Source organism: Lonsdalea iberica, assembly GCF_002111585.1.
GTDB lineage: Bacteria > Pseudomonadota > Gammaproteobacteria > Enterobacterales > Enterobacteriaceae > Lonsdalea > Lonsdalea iberica.
This window is the reverse complement of sequence record NZ_LUTP01000050.1, coordinates 1-20952: the sequence shown is the minus strand read 5'-3', so window position 1 is coordinate 20952 and position 20952 is coordinate 1. Positions and strand designations below refer to the sequence as shown.

Sequence of the window (20952 nt, the reverse complement as noted above, 5' to 3'; positions counted from 1 at the left end):
CAGTCGGGCAGTCGGGCAGTCGGGCAGTCGGGCAGTCGGGCAGGATAATGAGAAAGGCAGGACAAGTATACCTGAATCAACGCCGACGTGATGATGCGGTCGACATTGATTCAGCAGAGTTTTCAGTGGCCCAGGAGAACGTCAAAACCCCATAAGCCGTCGAAGAGAGGAGGTTAAAGCGCCGCTTCGTCTTCTTCACCGGTACGAATACGCACGACTTGGCTTACGTCATAAACGAAAATTTTTCCGTCGCCGATTTTCCCCGTCTGAGCCGTCCGCATAATGTTTTCGACACAGGTATCAACGATATCGTCAGCAATAACGATCTCAATTTTCACCTTGGGCAAGAAATCCACCATGTATTCCGCGCCGCGGTACAGTTCGGTATGGCCTTTCTGGCGACCGAACCCTTTGACTTCGGTTACCGTCATGCCAGTAATCCCTACTTCCGCCAACGCTTCACGAACGTCGTCCAGTTTGAAGGGCTTGATAATCGCATCAATTTTTTTCATCAAGAAATCCTAATCATCACTTTGTCACGGCCGTAGCCTGGCATCGTTTATGCGATGGGCCGCGCATCAACTCGCGCCCGCTATCAGCACGATACTTACCCATAGCTAGTCTTTAAAATCATTGGCGTCCAGCTCATGGCGCGCCAGCAGTTTGTAAAATTCAGTCCGGTTGCGTCCCGCCATACGAGCCGCCTGGGTGACATTGCCCTTGGCGATCTGCAGCAGTTTACGCAGATAGTTAAGCTCGAATTGGTGGCGAGCATCCGCGAAGGTTGGCAGAGCCGTATTTTCGCCTTCAAGCGCTTGTTCGACCAACGCCTCGCTAATGACCGGCGCGCTGGTCAGCGCCACGCATTGTTCGATAACGTTGACCAGCTGGCGCACGTTACCCGGCCAGCTCGCCGTCATCAAGCGTTTCATGGCGTCCGTGGAGAAACTGCGCACAAACGGTTTATGGCGCGCAGCGGCCTGGCGCAGCAGATGATTGACGAGCAAGGGAATATCCTCCGAGCGCTCATTCAGCGCCGGAATTTTCAAATTCACCACGTTGAGGCGGTAAAACAGGTCTTCGCGAAACTCCCCTTTCTCCATCGCTTTGGGCAAGTTGCGATGGGTCGCGGAGATAATACGCACATCAATATCCAGATCGTGGTTACTTCCTAACGGCCTGACTTTGCGCTCTTGCAGCACTCGCAGCAGTTTAACCTGCAGCGATAACGGCATATCGCCGATCTCATCCAGAAATAACGTTCCGCCATCCGCCGCGGTGAACAGACCATCACGACTGCTTACCGCGCCCGTGAACGCGCCTCGGGCATGGCCAAATAGCTCAGACTCCAGCAGCGGCTCTGGCAACGCGCCGCAATTAATCGCCACGAAGGGTTTATCTGCCCGCGGGCTGGCCGCATGAATCGCCCGCGCCAGCACTTCTTTTCCGGTCCCGCTCTGACCATTGATTAACACGCTGACATCCGACTGGGCCACCATTTTAGCCTGCTCCAGCAGACGTAACATCAACGGGCTGCGAGTGATGACCGTTTCTCTCCAGCTGTCATCACGCGCGGGCGCCGCCACTGATAACGCTTCATCAATAGCCTGATAGAGCGCATCGCGATCGACAGGCTTGGTCAGGAAACTGAATACCCCTTTCTGCGTCGCTGCCACCGCATCCGGAATTGAGCCATGCGCGGTCAGAATAATGACCGGCATCCCCGGCTGTTGCTTCTGGATCTCGGCGAACAGCGCGAGGCCGTCCATTTCATCCATCCGCAGATCGCTAATCACCAAATCGATTTTTTCGCGCACCAGCAAACGCAACGCGTCCTGACCGCTGGCGGCGGTCGTTACGTTGAATCCTTCGCTGGTCAAACGCATCCCCAGCAGCTTAAGCAGGCTGGGATCGTCATCAACCAACAGCAGGCTGGCGGATTGCCGTGTCGTCATGGATTGTTGCCCCCCGTATTCGAACCGGGCTGCGCCGATGAGGTCTCGGCATTCTGAGGCTTCGCACTCGTCTCCGACGACGAGTGCCCCGAAGAGGAGCCGCGACGCACCTCTCCTTCTGAGAAATCAGCGGGCGCCGCTTTGCGCGCCGACAGCTGGCGCTCGATATCAGTCAGATTCTTCAGCTTGCGCGTCGTGGCGTCCAACTGCTCACGCAGCTGATTTTGCTGTTCCCGAAGATCGGCCAGCGCTTTTTCGTGATCGTCCTGCAACCGCTGCATGCGCCCCCGCTCTTCGTCTTGAAACCCGGCCAGTTGCTGCTTGTCCATCCACAGTTGCAGTAAGGGAATAAGATCCGTCGGCACGTCTTCGCTCTCCTGCGCCAGCCGGGCAATCCGCTGACGCTGTTCCGCGGGAACGGCGCCCGCCCGCTCGCGGAGCAAGCTTTGTTTCCAGAGCCCGGCCCAGTCTGAAGACATCGGTGTCTGATTGGCCTGCGTCAGCGCCTGCGACGGAGATAGCTCAGCCGCGCAGTCCATCGCCCTCAGCCAGTACAAGGCATTGGTCATTGCTTGGCGACTGTTCGCCAACCAGATGGCGTGACACTCCACGCTGCGATAATCGGCCAACTGCTGATCGGGGGCGCGATTGGCTTCAACAATCATAGCGGTCCCGCCGCCCACATGCGGCGCGCAGCCAGCTAAAAGGGGTGAAGAGAACAGCAAGGTTCGTAACACACGGACCCACGGGATTAATGCGGTCATAGCTCGCCAGCGGGGGGATAAAATACGAAACAACCGTGCACTCATGCTTCATTCTCGGTGGTTAATGGCAATTCAATACGGAAACAGACGTCGGCGTAGTCTACCGAGACCAAAGTGAGCTCGCCGCGCATTCGCCGAATGCAGTCCTGCGCGATGCTTAGCCCCAGTCCACTGCCCTTGACTGCGCCTTTGCGCTGACGTGCGCCCTGATAAAAAGGTTCGAAAATCATGCTGCGGTCGGCTTCCGGGATGGGCGCGCCTGTATTGGCGACCTCAATCTGGAGGTGCGAACCGACGCTGCGGCTGCGCACCCAAATGTTACCGGATTCCTGCCCATAGTGCACCGCGTTGGAATAGAGATTATCGAGCACTCTCATCAAAAGCATCGTTTCCGCACGGCACGTTTTGACGTCCAGTCCAACCTGCGTCTTCATCGCTTTACCGCGCGCCGACAGGCTATGATCGGCCACAACGGCGTCGACGATCGCCGCCAGATCGACCTGTTCGAGCTCGGTCGGCGCATCGGCAAGCTGGCGATTATAGTCGAGCAGCTGCTCTATAAGCTGTAGTAGATGACGGCTGCTGCTGTCCAGAATGGTGACGACCTGCCGCTGGTCTTCCGTCAGCGGTCCTGCAACCTCATCCGCAAGCAGCGACGTGCCTTCGCGCAGGCTCGCCAGCGGCGTTTTGAGTTCATGCGAAATGTGCCGGAGAAACTCATGCCGCTGCGCTTCCAGCCATGAAAGACGTTCGCTCAGCCAGATGATACGTTGCCCCAGCGAACGAATTTCCCGGGGGCCTCTGAACGTTGACGAATCTCCCAACGGCAGCCCTTCCCCCAAGCGGTTAATCATCCGCTCGACGCCCTTCACCGGACCAATAATCATGCGGGTAAACAGCACGACCAGCAGCACGCTGACCAGAAACAGCAATAGCGCCTGCCAGCCGAAGAATTGGCCGCGTTCCGCGATAGTCCGTTGAAGCTGCTGCCCGCGGGAGAAGATCACTTCTCGCGTCACCTGTACCATCTGCGTATTGGCTTGCGAGAAACTATCCAGCAGCGCCGCGCCTTCCCCGCTCGGCGCGCTATTCTGACAGCGCATCTCCGCCAGTTGCGTCAAGTACTGCCGCAGGCGCTGCGGTAATTGAGGATCGGGCAGAACCGGGGCGTGAACGTCCAGCATCTGAGCATATTGCCTGCGCTGATTTTGATACAGCTGGGACAGCGTGCGATCGTCCAGCACACAATATTGACGATAGCTGCGTTCCAACGCCAATGCCAAGCCTGCCATTACCTCACTGCGTCGGGCATCCGTCAGCGTCGAGCGGTTGATGATGGCGGCCTGCTCGCTTAGGGCATTCAGGCTGCCATATGCCTGATAGGCCAGCACCAGCAACGGCAGCAGCACCAGCAAGAACGCCATGATGACCAGCTGCCGCAAAGATCGGGGGAACAAACGCCATCGTTTCAATGAGATCATCTCGTTACCTGTATATTTGCTCGATGCTAGCCAACTCCAGAGAAAGTGCAATGTTTTCGACCGCGACCTGCGAAGCGTATGTCGGCCCATTGCGAAATAGGGCCAGGTTGCCGGAAAGAAGGCGAAACGCCCCGCAGAAATAGTGCGTTTCACTGCATACAGGGACTAAAAAAGCGAAACCCGGTCAAACGGGAAGTTTGACCGGGTCTCTGAAGAGGGGGTGCCTCACTCAACGTGTCGTCCGTGGGGTGATAAAGTTCGTTTGCACGCACAGTTATCGTTAATGTTGGACGATAGGCACCATTTCTTATGGCATCATTCCGGGTGTTATGAGCAAAAGCGTTGATTCTGCTTCGCTGTCATAACCAGTTGAATGAGCAGCTGCATAAGCTATAGCATCTACCGTGCCATCAATCCACGCAATACCATAACTAATTGATGTCTAATCGAAATTAAATTTCATTTTCTTTTCATTTCGCTCCGCCTCTGCGAATACGTCAGTATCGTCTCGCGCGTCTCCGTTTTCTGTCGCTAAAAACCGACACCACAAGAGTTAAAAAATAAAAACCATATTTATCAACAAAATAGATGTCTCCATTAGGAGACAGTCAAAAATAGCATTGTCGTGACTATGAGACAGCCCGTTCGGAGCGCGCATTCAAGAGTGGGTTGAAACTCGCCATAAGGCAGGAAAACGACAGCGTTCTTTCAGCGCTACCCACGCCGTTTTCCTGCGCCGTTCGCAAGACCTCGCGGGAAATATCTCGCGGGCGGCTGACCACGCCATCCTGCGGATCGGCAACGCCGTATTATCCAATCGTTCGTCATAGCGGGTGTCACGATTTAGGCCCATAAAAAAGCCGGACACCCAAGGTGTCCGGCTCTGGGACATCGTCCCTTTTTCTTGCAGTGATTCCGTTAACTAGAAAACCCTTAGCCGAGCTGCTTACGCGCATTACGGAACATACGCATCCACGGGCTATCTTCGCCCCAGGAGTCTGGGTGCCAGGAGTTGCTGACGGTGCGGAAGACACGTTCAGGATGCGGCATCATGATCGTGGCACGTCCGCCGAGGCTGGTCACCGCCGTGATCCCACGCGGAGACCCATTCGGGTTGGCCGGGTAGTTTTCTGCAACCTGACCGTAGTTGTTGACGAAGCGCAGCGCCACGAGCTGCTGTTGTTCCAAGGCGGCCAGTTGCGCGGCATCACGCACTTCCACCAACCCTTCACCATGCGACACGACGATCGGCATCCGTGAACCGGCCATATCCTGCATAAACAAAGATGGGCTTTGAGCAACCTCCACCAAGCTAAAACGTGCTTCAAAGCGATCTGATTTGTTGCGGACAAAGCGCGGCCAGTTCTCCGCGCCGGGGATCAGCTCACGCAGCGTGGACATCATCTGACAACCATTGCACACGCCCAGCGCCAGCGTCTGCGGACGCGCAAAGAACGCCGAGAATTCATCGCGGACGCGGCTGTTGAAGAGAATCGACTTCGCCCAACCTTCGCCTGCGCCTAACACATCGCCGTAGGAGAAGCCGCCGCAGGCGACCAGCGCCTGGAAGTCTTGCAGGCCGCGCCGTCCCGCCAGCAGGTCGCTCATATGGACATCGATAGCCTCGAATCCGGCTCGGTCGAACGCCGCCGCCATTTCCACATGCGAGTTGACGCCCTGCTCACGCAGCACGGCCACCTTCGGACGCGCCTGCGTATTGATGAAGGGCGCGGTGATATCCTCCTGCGGATCGAAGCTTAACGAAACGTTCAGACCCGGATCGCTGTCGTCTTCCTTCGCCAGATGCTCTTCATCTGCGCACTGCGGGTTATCGCGCAGACGCTGCATCTGCCAGGTCGTTTCCGCCCACCAGCTGCGCAGCGTGGAGCGTTTCTCACGATAAATAACTTCTTTCCCCAGAGAGATGACGAACTGATTTCCCTCTTCCGCGCGCCCCAGATAGTGCACGCACTCTGCCAGACCAAACTCCGCCAACACCTGCTCAACTTCCGCGCGTCGTGCGGCTTCAATCTGAATGACCGCGCCCAGCTCTTCGTTAAACAGAATGGCCAGACCGTCTTCACCCATGCTGCCGATGTCAGCTGACAGGCCGCAGTGACCAGTGAAGGCCATTTCTGCCAGCGTCACCAACAGGCCGCCGTCAGAACGGTCGTGGTAAGCCAGCAGCGCCTTGTCAGCCACCAGCTTTTGCATGGCATTAAAGAAGCCGGCCAGCTGTTCCGAACTGCGCACGTCCGCCGTTTTACGTCCCAGTTGACGATAAACCTGCGCCAACGCCGTCGCGCCCAACGCATGATGGCCGACGCCAAGGTCAATCAACAGCAGCGCATTGTCTTTGTCGGTGCGTAGCTGCGGCGTGACGGTATTGCGCACGTCTTCGACGCGGCCAAACGCAGTGATAACCAGCGACAGCGGCGACGTCACGGCGTGGTCCTCGCCGTTTTCCTGCCAACGGGTTTTCATGGACATCGAATCTTTACCCACGGGAATGGTCAGCCCCAACGCCGGACACAGCTCTTCGCCGACGGCTTTGACGGCTTCATACAGACCCGCGTCCTCGCCCGGATGCCCGGCGGCGGACATCCAGTTGGCGGACAGCTTGATGCGCTTGAGATCGCCTATATGCGTCGCGGCAATGTTAGTGAGCGCTTCACCTACCGCAAGACGGGCTGAGGCGGCGAAGTTACGCAGCGCCACCGGCGCACGCTCCCCGATGGACATCGCTTCGCCGTAATAGCTATCCAGACTGGCCGTCGTCACGGCGCAGTCAGCGACCGGCACCTGCCACGGCCCCACCATCTGGTCCCGTGCGACCATCCCGGTTACGCTACGGTCGCCGATGGTGATCAGGAAGGTTTTTTCGGCAACGGCCGGTAAATGCAGCACCCGCTCGATGGCGTCAGCCAGATAGATGTTATCAAAGTTGAGCGGCTTGCCTTCGTTATGCAGACGGGTCACATCGCGCTGCATTTTGGGCGCTTTACCCAGCAGCACTTCCAGCGGCATGTCGATCGGTTGGTTATCGAAGTGGCGATCGTTCAGCGTCAAATGCTGCTCTTCTGTCGCCTCGCCGATCACGGCGTACGGCGCGCGCTCACGACGGCAAATGGCGTCGAAGGTCTCCAGCTGTTCCGGCGCGACCGCCAGCACATAGCGCTCCTGCGACTCGTTGCACCACACTTCCAGCGGGCTCATACCCGGTTCGTCGTTCAGGATGTCGCGCAGTTCGAAACGACCGCCGCGGCCGCCGTCGCTGACCAGCTCCGGCATCGCGTTGGACAGGCCGCCCGCCCCCACATCATGAATGAACAGGATCGGGTTTTTGTCACCGAGCTGCCAGCAGACATCGATCACTTCCTGACAGCGACGTTCCATTTCCGGGTTGTCGCGCTGCACCGAGGCGAAGTCCAGATCGGCATCGGACTGGCCGGAGGTCATGGAAGAGGCTGCGCCGCCGCCCAGACCGATATTCATTGCCGGTCCGCCCAGCACGATCAGCTTCGCGCCGACAGAGATCTCCCCTTTTTGCACGTGATCCGCACGGATGTTGCCGATCCCGCCCGCCAGCATGATGGGTTTGTGGTAACCGCGCACTTCCGTGCCATTGTGGCTGTCGACAGACTCCTCGTAGGTGCGGAAGTAACCGGTCAGGGCCGGGCGACCGAATTCGTTATTGAACGCCGCCCCGCCGAGCGGGCCTTCCAACATGATATCCAACGCGTTGACGATGCGATCCGGCTTGCCGAAGTCCTGCTCCCACGGCTGAGTGAAGTCGGGAATACGCAGGTTGGAAACGGAAAAACCGACCAGTCCGGCTTTCGGCTTGGCGCCGCGTCCGGTCGCGCCTTCATCACGAATTTCGCCGCCGGAGCCGGTTGCGGCCCCCGGCCACGGCGAGATCGCGGTGGGATGGTTGTGGGTTTCCACTTTCATCAGGATATGCGCGTCTTCCTGATGATACTCATAGCGGCCTTGCGGGTCGGGGAAAAAACGCCCCACGGCGGAACCTGTCATGACGGCAGCATTGTCTTTATAAGCGGACAACACGAAATCCGGCGTCTGTTCATAGGTGTTTTTAATCATTTTGAACAGGGATTTGGGCTGCTTCACACCGTCGATAACCCAGTCTGCGTTGAAGATTTTGTGTCGGCAGTGTTCGGAGTTGGCCTGCGCGAACATATACAGTTCGATGTCGGTCGGGTTCCGGTTCAAACGGGTAAACGCGTCGATCAGATAGTCGATTTCATCTTCCGCCAGCGCCAGGCCGAGACGAAGGTTGGCGGCTTCCAGCGCCTGACGCCCTTCCGCCATGATGTCTACCCGCTGCAGCGGCGCAGGTTCGTGCTGAACAAACAGACGCTCCGCCTGCTGTAGCTCGCTAAATACCGTCTCCATCATACGATCGTGCAGCAGTTCGCCTAGCGACTGCCACTGCGCTTCATTCAGCGTCGGCGCATAAATATAGAAGGCCAGTCCGCGCTCCAAACGGCGAACGGTGTTCAGACCACAGTTGTGCGCGATGTCCGTGGCTTTCGAAGACCAGGGAGAAATAGTGCCGGGACGAGGCGTGACCAACACCAGGGAGCCTGCAGGATCGTGTTCGGGGAGTGAGGGGCCATATTTCAGCAGGCGGGCCAGCTGCGTTTTTTCATCGGGGCTTAACGGGGCGGTCACGTCGGCGAAATGCACATATTCGGCATAAATATCGCTGACGGGCAGGAGATTCTCTTTGCAACGCGCCAATAGTTTGTTGATACGAAAAGCCGATAAAGCCGGGGAACCACGCAGTATTTCCATCATTTCACATTCTCTCGTCTTCGATGCACCGATAGCGGGCACCATGGCGCTACAGGAGGGGGGAACGCGGCACATTATAGAGAATACCGCCGCGCGACGAAACCGTTTGCGCGGCAATAGTCGAACATCTTTGATGATAGGTGACCAATTCGTTACCGGGGCAATAAAAGTTGCACCCTGGCGGTTTGTTACGCAAAATGCCCCGACTCTGGGACACTCAGCATAAGAAACTGCCTAATAGACAGACAGGCCATCAGGCCACCGAGAGACATCAAATTCCTTGAAGCGTTTAACGATAAATTATTTTTTCATCGGGGTGATTGCACTGTTGTTGGCGTTGGCGCTGTGGCCAAATATTCCTTGGCGCAGCAGCCAGGACGACCAACTCAGGCAAATCCTTTCACGTGGTGAGCTACGTGTCAGTACGATTGTTTCTCCACTGACCTACTCCCTACACCGGGGCTCCCCGTCAGGGCTCGATTATGAACTGGCTAAACGATTCGCCGATTACCTCGGCGTCAAGCTGGTCGTTTCCACACGTCAAAACATTGATGAATTATTCACCGATCTCGACAACGGCGACGCCGACATGTTGGCTGCGGGTCTGATTTACAGCGATGATCGGACGCAGTCGTTCCGTGCCGGCCCCACCTACTATTCCGTTTCACAGCAGCTGGTGTATCGGCTGGGTTCGCCGCGTCCGACGTCGCTTGGCAAGCTCAAAGGCCGGCTGGCGGTATTGTCCGGCTCCGCGCAATTATCCACGTTGCGCGAGCAGCAGGCCCAACAGTTTCCAAACCTGACCTGGCAAACCAGCACCAATGTCTCCGAGCTGGATCTGCTTAAGCAAGTGGTCGATGGACGGCTGGATTACACGATTGCCGACTCTATCAGCGTCGGATTGTTGCAGCGCATCTATCCGCAATTGGCCGTCGCGTTCGATCTCAGCGATGAGGAGCCGGTCAACTGGTATATGCGCCAGACCCACGACGATAGCCTGTCCGCCGCCATGCTGGACTTCTTCAGCCGGATTACCGAAGACGGCTCGCTGGCGCGTCTGGAAGAGAAGTATCTGGGTCACGTTGGGGAGTTCGACTACGTAGATACCACCACGTTTCTGAATGCGATCGACACTACCCTGCCGGGGCTGCGCTCGCTGTTTGAGCGCTATGCCACGGAGATGGACTGGAAGCTGCTGGCAGCCATCTCTTATCAGGAGTCGCACTGGAATCCGCTGGCGACCTCGCCTACCGGCGTGCGCGGTCTGATGATGTTAACGAGGAATACGGCGGAAAGTCTGGCGGTGGTCGACCGACTGAATCCCGAGGAGAGCATTCGTGGCGGCGCGAAATATCTCTCGCTGATGATGCAGCGTATGCCGAACACTATCCCGGACGACGAGAAAATCTGGTTCGCGCTGGCGGCCTACAACATGGGTTACGCCCATTTGATGGATGCGCGCAAGCTGACCGAGAAGCAGAAAGGCAACCCAGACAGCTGGGCTGACGTTAAAATGCGGCTGCCGATGCTAAGCCAGAAACGCTATTACCAGCAGACCGCCAGCGGCTACGCGCGTGGTCACGAAGCCTATAACTATGTGGAAAACATCCGTCGCTATATGATCAGCCTGGTCGGCTACCTGACGGAAAAAGAGAACAAAGCCCAGCACGTCAAGCAAGCGGGTGAAGGCTATCCCGCTGTCTCTCCGGCGCTGGTGCACTCCCGAATGTCTTCATCAGGAAAGTGAATCCCCTTTGGCGGCCGCTCGGCGCGCCTTCTGCTCTTTGCGCCGCTGCCGGAAAAAGTCGCTCAGCTGCGTCGAACAGGCCTCCGCCAGTACGCCCGAGGTGATCTCCATCTGATGGTTCATGCCCGGGTGACGTAAAATGTCCACTAGCGATCCGGCCGCGCCCGTCTTGGCGTCGGCGGCGCCGTAAATCAAACGCCCGATGCGGCTGTGAACCATCGCCCCCGCGCACATCACACAGGGTTCGAGCGTGATATACAGCGAGCTATTCAACAAACGGTAGTTTTGCACCACCTTTCCCCCTTGCCGCAGCGCCATGATCTCGGCGTGCGCGGTGGGATCATGCTGACCAATAGAACGGTTCCAGCCTTCGCCTATGACCTGGTTGTCCAGCACCAGCACCGCGCCGACGGGGACTTCGCCTTCATCCCAGGCTCGTTGCGCCAGCGTCAGCGCATGCTGCATCCAGAATTCATCATCATTTACGCTGTTCATCGTGCCTCTTTTACCCGTCAATTCCTCGTAAGCGGCGGGCATTATACTCGAAATGAGCCGAGTTGCAGGAAGGTGGTAAGACGGCCAACGCCGCTGCGCTGACGTCTGTCAGTGATTAGGGCCTGCGCGCGTGCAACGCAAAGTATGACGAGTCTGTAGACGGCCTTTCATACGTAGGCATTACTCCAGCTGTTGCAAACGCCCCTGCGGCGTAACCCGCCAGCGGTGTTCGCAGAAGTAGAGCAGCGGATTGTCCTGTTTGCTGTCGCTGTAACCGCTGTAGAGCTTCAGCGGAGCGCCCAAATGGCGCTCCATCTGCACCACCTTTTCCCGGCCCAGACAGCGCAATGTGAGCACCCACCCGCCATAGCGGCGGCAGATTTGGCTGCCCATCAGCCGTACGCCCGGCAGAAAGGGCGCGTCGCGGTAGACCGCCTCCACTAACCGCTGCGGCGATCCGGTTACCAGCCACACCTGAGCATCGCTGGCGCTTAGATAAGTGGTCAGCCTTTGCTGCACCTGAGGAAACGGCGTCACCTGCTGACGAAAACTCTCCACGAACGCCTTTTCCAGCTGTTCGAGCTTCGTCTCGCTGCGGCCCACCGTGACGGCCCACAGCAAACAGCTCATCGGCCAGCGAGCCGCCCTGCCTCCGCACAGCAGCGAGAGCATGACTACCGGCAGCACAGGGATGACCACCAGTAGATTAAACGGCAAACGCCGGATCAGAAAACGCAGAAAACTGCCGAACATGTCCTGTTGATGCAGTGTGCCGTCCAAATCAAAAAATACGACGCGCAAATTTTGCTTATCGTTCAAAACCGGCTCCTTATCTATGACGGGAGCATCCCCGCCTCGTTTTACGGTAATCAAGGGTGAAAAGCGAATGACGCTACTCCTGTATGGCGTCGCGCAGATATCCCTGGTGCCGCGCCAGTTTTTCCTGCGCCTGAGCGGCATCGCAGCCGGTCAGAATCATCACGATGGCCGGTTTGACCTCATACTCCGTCTGTTCCAGCGCTCGCCGCGCGATGTCGCGCTCCACGCCGGAGGCTTCCACAACGATACGACAGGCGCGATCCACCAGCTTGGCATTGGTCGCTTTCACATCCACCATCAGATTTTGGTACACCTTGCCCAACCTGACCATCGCGCCGGTGGAAATCATATTCAGGACCAGCTTCTGAGCTGTGCCGGATTTCAGGCGCGTCGACCCCGTCAACACTTCCGGACCGACGACAGGAGAGATAGCGATCTCCGCCAGTTGGGCGATCGGCGACGCCGGGTTGCAGGAAATGGCCGCGGTATGGCAGCCGATGCGGCGCGCATACTCCAGCCCCCCCATCACATAGGGCGTCCTGCCGGATGCCGCCAGCCCAATCACCATGTCCTGGGCGGTCAGCGACAGCGCCGCCAGATCGGCCTCGCCTCCCGCCGGGTTATCTTCCGCGCCTTCCACCGCTTTTAACAATGCGCCGGGACCGCCCGCGATCAGTCCGATCACCCTCCCCTGCGCGAGGCCGAAGGTCGGAGGACATTCGGAAGCGTCCAGCACCCCCAAACGTCCGCTGGTCCCCGCGCCGAGATAGATCAGCCGTCCGCCCGCCTTCATGCACGCGGCAGTGATGTCCACCGCCTGAGCAATCGCCGGCAGCACCTGCCGGATAGCTTCCGGCACCTGTCGGTCCTCTTCATTGATGAGGGCCATCATGTCCAGCGTCGCCATACGATCTAAATCCATCGTCGCCGGGTGACGGCTCTCGGATACCAATGCCCCTAAATCCATACGCTTCCTCGCTTATACACGCGAAGCTGATACGTATCAGCTTCGTGATAAATCAGTCGTACCTGCTATCGTTATCACATGGCACTTTTCAGCCGTTCAAAGTAAGCTATGCGGCAGCGGTCTACAATGCTTGTTTGTTCAGGCGTCAATTTCAGACTACGTAGTCCGGATCCACCGGTGGGTAACAGAGACGTCACGTTGAAATTTCATGCGCAGCGCCAGTCATTAGTTCATGTTCTATTACACTTCTTCATCGGCAGCCTGCTGCTGGTGGCGGGTACGCTCTATGCGGACTGGAATTTCTCCGCCATCAACTCAATCACCGATCAGCGCTATGGTCAGGCCACGCCGGAAGCACGCCAGAGGATAGCCGCTTGGCAGGCGTTGATGCAGGCGCAGCAAACGACGACCGAAAGTCAAAAACTGGAGTCGGTTAACCGCTTTTTCAATGACAGAATAGCTTACCGGGAAGATATCGACGTCTGGCAGCAGGAGGATTACTGGGCCACGCCGATCGAGATGTTGCGAAAAGGGATGGGCGACTGCGAAGACTATGCGGTCGCCAAATATCTGACGCTCATTCACCTTGGCGTCGAACGTGAAAAGCTGCGTATCACCTACGTTAAAGCGCTGAGCCTTAACCGTGCGCATATGGTGCTCAGCTATTACCCTTCCCCGAACGCCATTCCGTTGATCCTGGATAGTTTGATCACCGAGATCCGTCCCGCCACACAGCGTAAGGATTTGCTGCCGGTATACTCCTTTAATGGCGACGGACTCTGGCTACCTGGCTCAGGCGGCAACCGACGAGCCGGCGACAGCAAAAGACTGTCTCGCTGGCAGGATTTATTAATTAAAATGCGCGCAGAAGGATTTTCTCTTGATGAGTAGGATGGGGCAATGTCGCTATTTAAACAATTACTGATAGCCATCTGTTTGTTTATGCTGTTCATTTTCAGCGGTAGCTTTATCGCCACCCTGGAAAGTTCACGCGATCAATATAACAACCAGTTGCACTCGCACGCTCAGGATGCCGCTACGGCTTTGGGCGTGGCGCTCACGCCGAATATCGACGATCCGGCGATGGTTGAACTGCTGGTCAGTTCTATTTTCGATAGCGGTTATTTTTCCAGTATTCGCGTCATCGATCTGGAAACCCACAAGGTGACGATGGAACGCGCCACTTCGCCGGAAGTATCAAGCGTTCCCGCCTGGTTTGTCCAACTGGTGGACTTGCAACCCGGCAATGGTCAAGCCATCGTGATGCGCGGCTGGGAACAAGCGGCGCGGGTCGAGGTCGTGAGCCACCCGATGTTTGCCATCTCCAGACTGTGGGAAGGCACCTCCGCTTCGCTGCTCTGGCTGCTGTCGTGCGGCGCCATTGGACTGGTGCTCGGCGCTTGGTTCCTGCGCCGTCAACTGCGCGCGCTGGATGATATGGTCGTACAGTCGCTCGCAATTTGTCGTCGCGAGTTCCTGAACATCCCCAAACTGCCCAAAACGCCGGAGCTGCGCCGGGTCGTTCAGGCTATGAACCTGATGGTCACCAAACTGCAGACCCTGTTCGAAGAGGAAGCTCAGCGAAGCGAGCGCTTACGTAAGGAAGCCTATCAGGATCCGCAAACCGGACTGGCCAACCGCCGCGCGATGGATATTCAGTTGGAAACTCGCCTGAGCGATGAGGAAGCCTCCACCGGTTATCTGATTATGCTGCGGCTACAGGATCTGGCGGGAATGAACCAGCGTCTGGGCGCGGCTAAAACCGATGCCCTGCTGGCTTCCGTCGCGCAAAATATCCTGAAGTGCAGAAAACGTTATGTCGAGGCTGACAGCCTCGCCGCGCGTATTCGCGGCGGAGAGTTCGCCATTTTCTGTCCCGGTCTGGTTCAGAAAGAGGCGCAGGCGCTGGCTGACGAACTGTCGAACCGCATCGAGGCGCTATTTCTAACCGGCGAGACGGACGTGTCCCCCGTGGCTCGCCTGGCGCTGGTGTCGTTCCAGCATGGGGATTCTCCGGCATCGCTGTTTATCAGAGGCGACCGCCTGCTGATGAAAGCGGAACGGAATTCGGATATCCACGCCGAAGAAGAGGAAGACGGTCAGAAGTCTCAATGGGTGGCGGACCGCCATCACTGGTTCACCCTGCTGGATCCGTTACTGGCGCAGGAGAAGGTCCAGCTGTTCCTGCAGCCGGTGATGGACTGCGCTCAGACAGGTCAGATCCTTCATCACAAAGTGCTGGCCCGCATCCTCGACCAGGAAGGCAACACCATCAACGCCGGGCAATTCCTGCCGTGGGTTCAACGCTTCGGATGGAACACGCGTCTTGATCAGGTCATGATGAAACATGCCCTTGCCTATTTGCAGCGGTACGACGGCACGCTGGCCTTAAGCCTGTCCGGCAGCACCGTGTTGGATCTGCAACTGATGGCCGAATGGCTGGCGCCGCTGAAAGCGCATCCGCAGCGGGCCGCGCGTCTGATTCTGGAACTGGACGAAAATCAACTGCCTGACGCGCAGCAACTTGACCTGCTGGTGAAACTGCTTAATGAGTTCGGCTGCAAACTGGGGCTGCAGCACTTTGGCGGCCGCTTTACCATTATCGGCAATCTGTCGAAATGGGGCCTCGCCTACCTGAAAATCGACGGCAGCTATATTCGTGATATCGATGAGGCGGAGGATAAGAAGGTGTTTATCACTGCACTGCAACGCGCGATGAATAGTATTGATTTGCCGCTGATTGCGGAACGGGTGGAAACGAAAGGCGAGCTGGAAGAGCTGCGCGCGCTCGGCATTAAAGGCGCGATGGGCCGACTGTTGGGTGAACCGTTCCCGGTGTCGCTGTCCTGAGTCCTGGCCACTGACTTGCCGGCAACGGCAAGTCAGTGCGTATCTAGACCGAGTTTCAAAACATCCCCTCTTCGTCATCTCGAATCAGCGCATCCAATCCCCCTAACGCTTCACGCGCCTGCGCACGCTGGATCAATTTCAGCTGCGCCGCCTGCGGGAAATCAGTGATGTTCAGCAACCCTTTGCTGGTCAGTACCTGAATCAGGTCCTCCAACACTCGCACCATTTCCAGGTCGCTGCTGCGCAGCTGTTCAAGACTAGAAAGAATCGACTGTTGATTATTCATCCACGCCTGTGCCTCAACCGAGTCCTGTAGCAGCTCGCCGTTCATCCCTTCGAAAGGGGTCGGCTCCACCCGAACCAGGTTACCGTCGTTATCTCGTAATATATAAAACATAGGCTGTCCTTTTACATACTGCCAATAAGGAAACCGGACGCATAACGTCCGGTTTCCTTTGTATTGCCTATTGCGCGTGGAATCTTAATGACTAAGAGCTATGATCCGGCTTCGCAATCAGGCTTTCCAGAGAAGGCATCGATCCGCTGTAATGTTCCAACGTAATGGACGTGTCCGGCGTCGCGCCACCCTGATCCGTGAATTGGCCTTGGGTACTCACCTCAATCGTTGGCGAGCCCTGGTTATCCACAATGCGAATATAGTGGCTGATATCCGTTCCCGCTTCCAGCTCGCCGACCAGATCGCTCAGGTCGATGCGGTCGCCTTCCGCCGGATTGAAGTCCTTGATGGTGTCGAAACCAGTATCGCCCGCCTTCCAGACAAAGGTATCCGCGCCGCTGCCGCCAATGAGCGTGTCGTTGCCGACCCCGCCTCTCAGCACATCATCGCCGCTTCCGCCATACAGGATATCGTCACCCAACCCGCCGTCCAGGTTGTCGTTACCGCCCTGTCCGTACAGGATATCATTACCCGAACCACCGCTAATCGTATCATTACCGCCTTGCGAACTGGCAATATCGAATTCGGCGCTGTGTCCGGCGATGTACTCATGTACCTGCTGAACGGATGCGGTGGTATCCGAACCCAGATGCAGCTGGTTGCCCACATACTGCTGCAAGGCCGGCAGACCGTTGCCGTCGATGCCGTCGAACGAGATAGAGTCGCCGAACAGGATATCGTCGCCGTTGCCGCCCAGCAGCGTATCGTGTCCGCCGGTCAGAGACTGGTTCGATCCCAGAATCGCCTCTGACAGCTGGCCCGGATCGATATGATCCAATACCACACCGTCGCTATCGTAGTTTTTCAGGCTCGATGCGTTTAACGAATCCCCAACCCCGATGGCTTCCACATTCGATACCTCATGCAGCAAGGCATAGCCTTCAGAGGAGTTCGACGTCGTCGCTGAGTTAGCGTTGTAACCGGTGCCCGCCAGATGAGAGATCTCGTAAGTCCCGTCGCCCTCGGCGTGAACCTGACCAATCACCGTACGCGTTACGCTGCCACGACCCGAGTTGGAGTAGTAGTAAACGTCGCCGGTACTGCTGATCACTTCTCGGCTCACACCAGAAATGGTCATGTAGTAGGTCGTGCCCGGTTGGTAATCGAACGAATCGATATCCAGCGTAGTCCGGCTGCTAACCCTCACCGTATCCGTTTCACCAGCCTGATAATAGGTCGGTTCACCATCGGTAATGAAGTAGGTCAGATTGGTACCCGGATTGCTTTCCACGGTATCGCTCTGGAACCAGTTAGCCGCCGTTTTGAACACGTCCTCGTAGTTGGTACCGCCGCCGGACGTCATTGTCTCCAGCGCCGCAACCAGTTTGGACAAGGCGTTCGAATCCGACAGGTTAACGGAGATGGTCTGGCCGACTTTAGTATCGAAGTCCGCCAGGAACACATTCACCGACCCCGAATGAACGTCCGACGTGCTCTTGATCAGGTTGTTAAAGACCGTGGTCAACGAGGCTACCGTCTTGCTGATGCTGTCATTTGACATACTGCCGGAGGAGTCCACCAGGAAGGCAATGTTGTAGTTTTGCCCTTCCATGATCTGCAGACCGGATACATCACCCACGATCAAATCGTTACTGCTCGTCCCCGTCAGCACATCGTCGCCGGTGGTGCCCATCGTCGCGCCGAACTGTTCGACTTCCTGCGAAGAGTAGCCGGTCGACGAATCATAGTTCGCCACTTCGGTCGCCGTCGCCTGCGCAATGATGTCGAACTTACCGGCATCCACAGGCGTCTGAATGGTGATGGTTCCGGCCAGCGTATCCAAATGCTGAGCATTGGTAATCAGGTACACGCCGTCGGCACCGACGGTGACCGTCACGTTATTGATGTGATCGGTCAACACGGAACCTTCCGGAATCCCCGTCAGCGTAATGCCCGACAGCTGCTCGCTGCCGTCAAGGTCGGTCAGCGCGGCAGACACGGTCACCTCATGCTGCTGATAACCCGCCTGTTCCGCCACGGACTCTTCCTTGAAGTCCTGCTTATCCGCCGCGATGTAGCTGCCGTCGCCGTAGATAATGCCGTCTAGATGGTTAGCACCGCTGATCAACGTGTTGCCCTGGTACGTGATAGTCACCGAGTCGTACGTGTTCACGTTGGTGGCGGCGTTGTTGTTAGGACCGACGTAGGTGGTGTAGCCATCCGCCGTCGTACCTTCAACAAAGATATAGTCAGGACGCGTACCTGAAGCTTCCGTCCCGCTATTGCCGGTCACCGCGTTCAGTGAGCGCCAGCTGCCGTCCTGATAGTAGCCGCTGCCGTCATGGACGACGAACAGGTCGGTATACTGGCTGCTGGAGCCGTTCGTGTTCCCCTGACCGTAGTAAGCGACCACGCCGTTACCCACAATTTCAGGCACCGTATCGCCTTCAGACAGCCAGATGCGCACGTTGTCGCCGATACGCACGATTTTGCCGTCCTGAACGTCGAATCCGCCGTTTTCACTACCGCCGTTGACCTTGATGTAAGACGGGGTCGTCGGTACCGTTTCACCGCTGGAGATATCCAGCGATACGACTGGCGCATCCGCCACCGGCGTTACATTGATGGACACTTCGCCCTGAGCACCGGTATTGCCCGCAGCATCGACCGGCTGCCAGCTCAGCTCCGCCAGTCCGTTACCGGACACATTGGCCGCAGGGACAAAGCGCAATGCGGTATCGCCCGCCGTTAACTCCTGACCGACGGTCACCTGATGCCATTCGCCGTCCTGGCTGTAATAGAACGTACCCGCGCTGGCGTCCGGCAGCGAAGAGATTACGATGCTGCTGGTATCGGAGGACACGCCCAGATCGCTCCAGGAGATAGCCAATGCCGTATCTTCCGCGACGGTCAGCGTATGGCTACCGCCGTCCGGACCGACCGTATCCACGCCATAGCCGTGATCGTCTGTCGCCGTGGTCGGGTTACCGGCCACATCCAGCGTCGTGACGGAGGCGTGAATCTGCGAGTCACCCGCCAATACGCTCCCCGGAACCTCTACGCTCCAGACATAGCTGCCGTCTGCGGCGGCGATCACGTTCGTTTGATAAGTCTGTCCCCCCACGCTGACGGTGACGATATCGCCGACATGAACATCGTTGCCGACACGGCCGGTGATAGTCTGGCTCTGACCCGATTCCGCCAGGTTGATGGTGTTATCCGCCGTGACCGCATCAATCGTGATGCTGGCTTCCGGCGCGGACGTATCGACCGCGTAGCTATGGTCCGCCGACGCCGTCGCCTCATTGCCGACGACATCCGTGGTGGTCACTTCCGCATGAATCTGCGCGTTGCCGGCCAACACGTCGCCCGGCACAGTCACACTCCAGACGGTGTCTCCTTCGTCATTGACGGTGACTTCGGTCTGGTAACTAAATTCGCCCACGTTGACCGTGACGATATCGCCTGCCTGCACGTCGTTGCCAACGTGACCGGAGATCGTCTGCGTTTGTCCAGACTCAACGATGTTAATGGTGTTGTCGCTGGTCACATCATCGATGGTGATGCTGGCATCCGGCAGCACCGTATCGACCGTGTAAGTGTGGTCGGCCATCGCCGTCGTTGCATTTCCCGCCTCGTCGGTAGTAGTCACCGCAGCGTGCACCACGGTATCCAGAGCCAGAACGCTGCCCAGAATAACGACACTCCAGACCTTGGCCCCATCCGCCGCAGCCGTCACGCTGGTTTGATAAGACTGACCCGCGACGTTGACCGTCACCGTATCGCCGACGCGCACGTCATTGCCGACCCGGCCAGAGATGGTCTGCGGCTGATTGCTTTCGGCCAGATTGATTGAGTCATCGTCGGTGATCGTATCGATGGTGATGCTGGCTTCCGGTGCCGCGGTATCAACCGCGTAGCCGTGATCGGCAGATGCCGTGGTCGGGTTACCCGCCGCGTCCGTGGTGGTCACTTCCGCATGGATCTGTGAGTTACCGGCCAGCACCTCGCCCGGTACCGAGACGCTCCACACATTGCCGTTATCCGACGCGGTGACGGTGGTCTGGTACGCCTGATCGCCAATGGTCACGGTCACCGTATCGCCGACCTGCACGTCGTTGCCGACGCGACCGGTGATAGCCTGCGGCTGACCCGCCTCGGCGATATTCAGCGTGTTGTCATCGGTGACATCGTCAATGGTGATGCTGGCTTCAGGCGCGGCCGTATCAACCGCGTAGCCGTGATCGGCAGATGCCGTAGTCGGGTTACCCGCCGCATCGGTGGTGGTGACTTCCGCATGAATTTCATTGTTACCGGCCAGCACCTCGCCCGGTACGCTGACGCTCCACACGTTGCCGTTATCCGACGCGGTGACGGTGGTCTGGTAAGCCTGTTCGCCGATAGTCACGGTCACCGTGTCGCCGACCTGCACATCGTTGCCGACGCGACCGGTCACGTTCTGGTTCTGACCCGCTTCAGCGATATTGACGGTGTTATCACCAGTCACGTCGTCGATGGTGATCGACGCTTCCGGCGCCGCGGTATCGACCGCGTAGCCGTGATCGGCAGATGCCGTGGTCGGGTTACCCGCCGCATCTGTCGTCGTCACTTCGGCGTGGATCTGCGAGTTACCAGCCAGCACCTCGCCCGGTACGCTCA

Annotated in this window: 13 protein-coding genes; 3 read left to right on the top strand and 10 right to left on the bottom strand. The window is 57.7% G+C overall.

The window, feature by feature from the left end; translation table 11 throughout:
- Positions 1-173 precede the first annotated feature (173 nt).
- The 5 genes from glnB to purL all read right to left on the bottom strand — a co-directional run bounded on the left by glnB (position 174) and on the right by purL (position 9018).
- Positions 174-512 carry a nitrogen regulatory protein P-II gene (gene glnB, locus AU511_RS14730; RefSeq protein WP_094101968.1) on the bottom strand — a complete coding sequence of 113 codons (339 nt, stop codon included), beginning with the start codon at positions 510-512 and terminating at the stop codon, positions 174-176.
- Positions 513-617: 105 nt separating this feature from the next.
- A complete protein-coding gene (gene glrR / locus AU511_RS14725; protein WP_094101967.1) occupies positions 618-1955 on the bottom strand; it encodes a two-component system response regulator GlrR in 1338 nt (445 codons plus the stop codon).
- Entirely contained in the window at positions 1952-2719 is a 768-nt protein-coding gene (locus AU511_RS14720) for a two-component system QseEF-associated lipoprotein QseG (protein ID WP_167372049.1), read from the bottom strand. Before AU511_RS14720 ends, glrR begins: the two co-directional genes overlap by 4 nt.
- A gap of 41 nt (positions 2720-2760) precedes the next feature.
- Positions 2761-4200 (bottom strand): sensor histidine kinase, encoded by a 1440-nt coding sequence (locus AU511_RS14715; protein ID WP_094110132.1) that lies wholly within the window; start codon positions 4198-4200, stop codon positions 2761-2763.
- Positions 4201-5133: 933 nt separating this feature from the next.
- Positions 5134-9018, bottom strand: coding sequence for a phosphoribosylformylglycinamidine synthase (purL, locus tag AU511_RS14710; RefSeq protein WP_094110135.1), 3885 nt, complete (start codon positions 9016-9018; stop codon positions 5134-5136).
- A 280-nt stretch (positions 9019-9298) separates the two neighbouring features.
- On the opposite strand from purL, the gene mltF reads away from it, so the two are divergent.
- A complete protein-coding gene (gene mltF / locus AU511_RS14705) occupies positions 9299-10765 on the top strand; it encodes a membrane-bound lytic murein transglycosylase MltF (RefSeq protein ID WP_094110131.1) in 1467 nt (488 codons plus the stop codon).
- Here the strand turns inward: mltF and tadA are convergent.
- The 3 genes from tadA to murQ form a co-directional block, all read right to left on the bottom strand.
- Positions 10754-11260: a tRNA adenosine(34) deaminase TadA gene (gene tadA, locus AU511_RS14700; protein ID WP_217809527.1), complete on the bottom strand. Its 507-nt coding sequence runs from the start codon at positions 11258-11260 to the stop codon at positions 10754-10756. The genes mltF and tadA overlap by 12 nt on opposite strands.
- 180 nt (positions 11261-11440) lie before the next feature.
- Positions 11441-12079 carry a phosphatidylglycerophosphatase C gene (gene yfhb, locus AU511_RS14695; RefSeq protein WP_094110130.1) on the bottom strand — a complete coding sequence of 213 codons (639 nt, stop codon included), beginning with the start codon at positions 12077-12079 and terminating at the stop codon, positions 11441-11443.
- Between the two features lie 73 nt (positions 12080-12152).
- Complete coding sequence (murQ, locus tag AU511_RS14690; protein ID WP_094101961.1) at positions 12153-13046, bottom strand: N-acetylmuramic acid 6-phosphate etherase; 894 nt, start codon at positions 13044-13046, stop codon at positions 12153-12155.
- Between the two features lie 252 nt (positions 13047-13298).
- Between murQ and lapG the strand changes: the two genes are divergently transcribed.
- Positions 13299-13937, top strand: a complete 639-nt coding sequence (lapG, locus tag AU511_RS14685; protein WP_240503847.1) for a cysteine protease LapG — start codon at positions 13299-13301, stop codon at positions 13935-13937.
- Between the two features lie 9 nt (positions 13938-13946).
- The gene (gene lapD, locus AU511_RS14680) at positions 13947-15896 is read left to right on the top strand and encodes a cyclic di-GMP receptor LapD (protein ID WP_094110129.1); all 1950 of its coding nucleotides are present in this window, start codon (positions 13947-13949) and stop codon (positions 15894-15896) included.
- Between the two features lie 55 nt (positions 15897-15951).
- On the opposite strand, the gene AU511_RS14675 is transcribed toward lapD, so the two are convergent.
- Both AU511_RS14675 and AU511_RS14670 read right to left on the bottom strand, forming a co-directional pair.
- Positions 15952-16293, bottom strand: a complete 342-nt coding sequence (locus AU511_RS14675) for a tryptophan synthase subunit beta (protein WP_094101958.1) — start codon at positions 16291-16293, stop codon at positions 15952-15954.
- Positions 16294-16384: 91 nt separating this feature from the next.
- Positions 16385-20952, bottom strand: a 4568-nt coding sequence (locus AU511_RS14670) for an Ig-like domain-containing protein (protein WP_139829395.1), incomplete at its 5' end; no start/stop codon positions are given.

Coding starts and splice junctions, on each gene's coding strand:
- glnB (WP_094101968.1), bottom strand. CDS start 512: ATGAAAAAAATTGATGCGATTATCAAGCCCTTCAAACTGGACGACGTT.
- glrR (WP_094101967.1), bottom strand. CDS start 1,955: ATGACGACACGGCAATCCGCCAGCCTGCTGTTGGTTGATGACGATCCC.
- AU511_RS14720 (WP_167372049.1), bottom strand. CDS start 2,719: ATGACCGCATTAATCCCGTGGGTCCGTGTGTTACGAACCTTGCTGTTC.
- AU511_RS14715 (WP_094110132.1), bottom strand. CDS start 4,200: ATGATCTCATTGAAACGATGGCGTTTGTTCCCCCGATCTTTGCGGCAG.
- purL (WP_094110135.1), bottom strand. CDS start 9,018: ATGGAAATACTGCGTGGTTCCCCGGCTTTATCGGCTTTTCGTATCAAC.
- tadA (WP_217809527.1), bottom strand. CDS start 11,260: ATGAACAGCGTAAATGATGATGAATTCTGGATGCAGCATGCGCTGACG.
- murQ (WP_094101961.1), bottom strand. CDS start 13,046: ATGGATTTAGGGGCATTGGTATCCGAGAGCCGTCACCCGGCGACGATG.
- lapD (WP_094110129.1), top strand. CDS start 13,947: ATGTCGCTATTTAAACAATTACTGATAGCCATCTGTTTGTTTATGCTG.
- AU511_RS14675 (WP_094101958.1), bottom strand. CDS start 16,293: ATGTTTTATATATTACGAGATAACGACGGTAACCTGGTTCGGGTGGAG.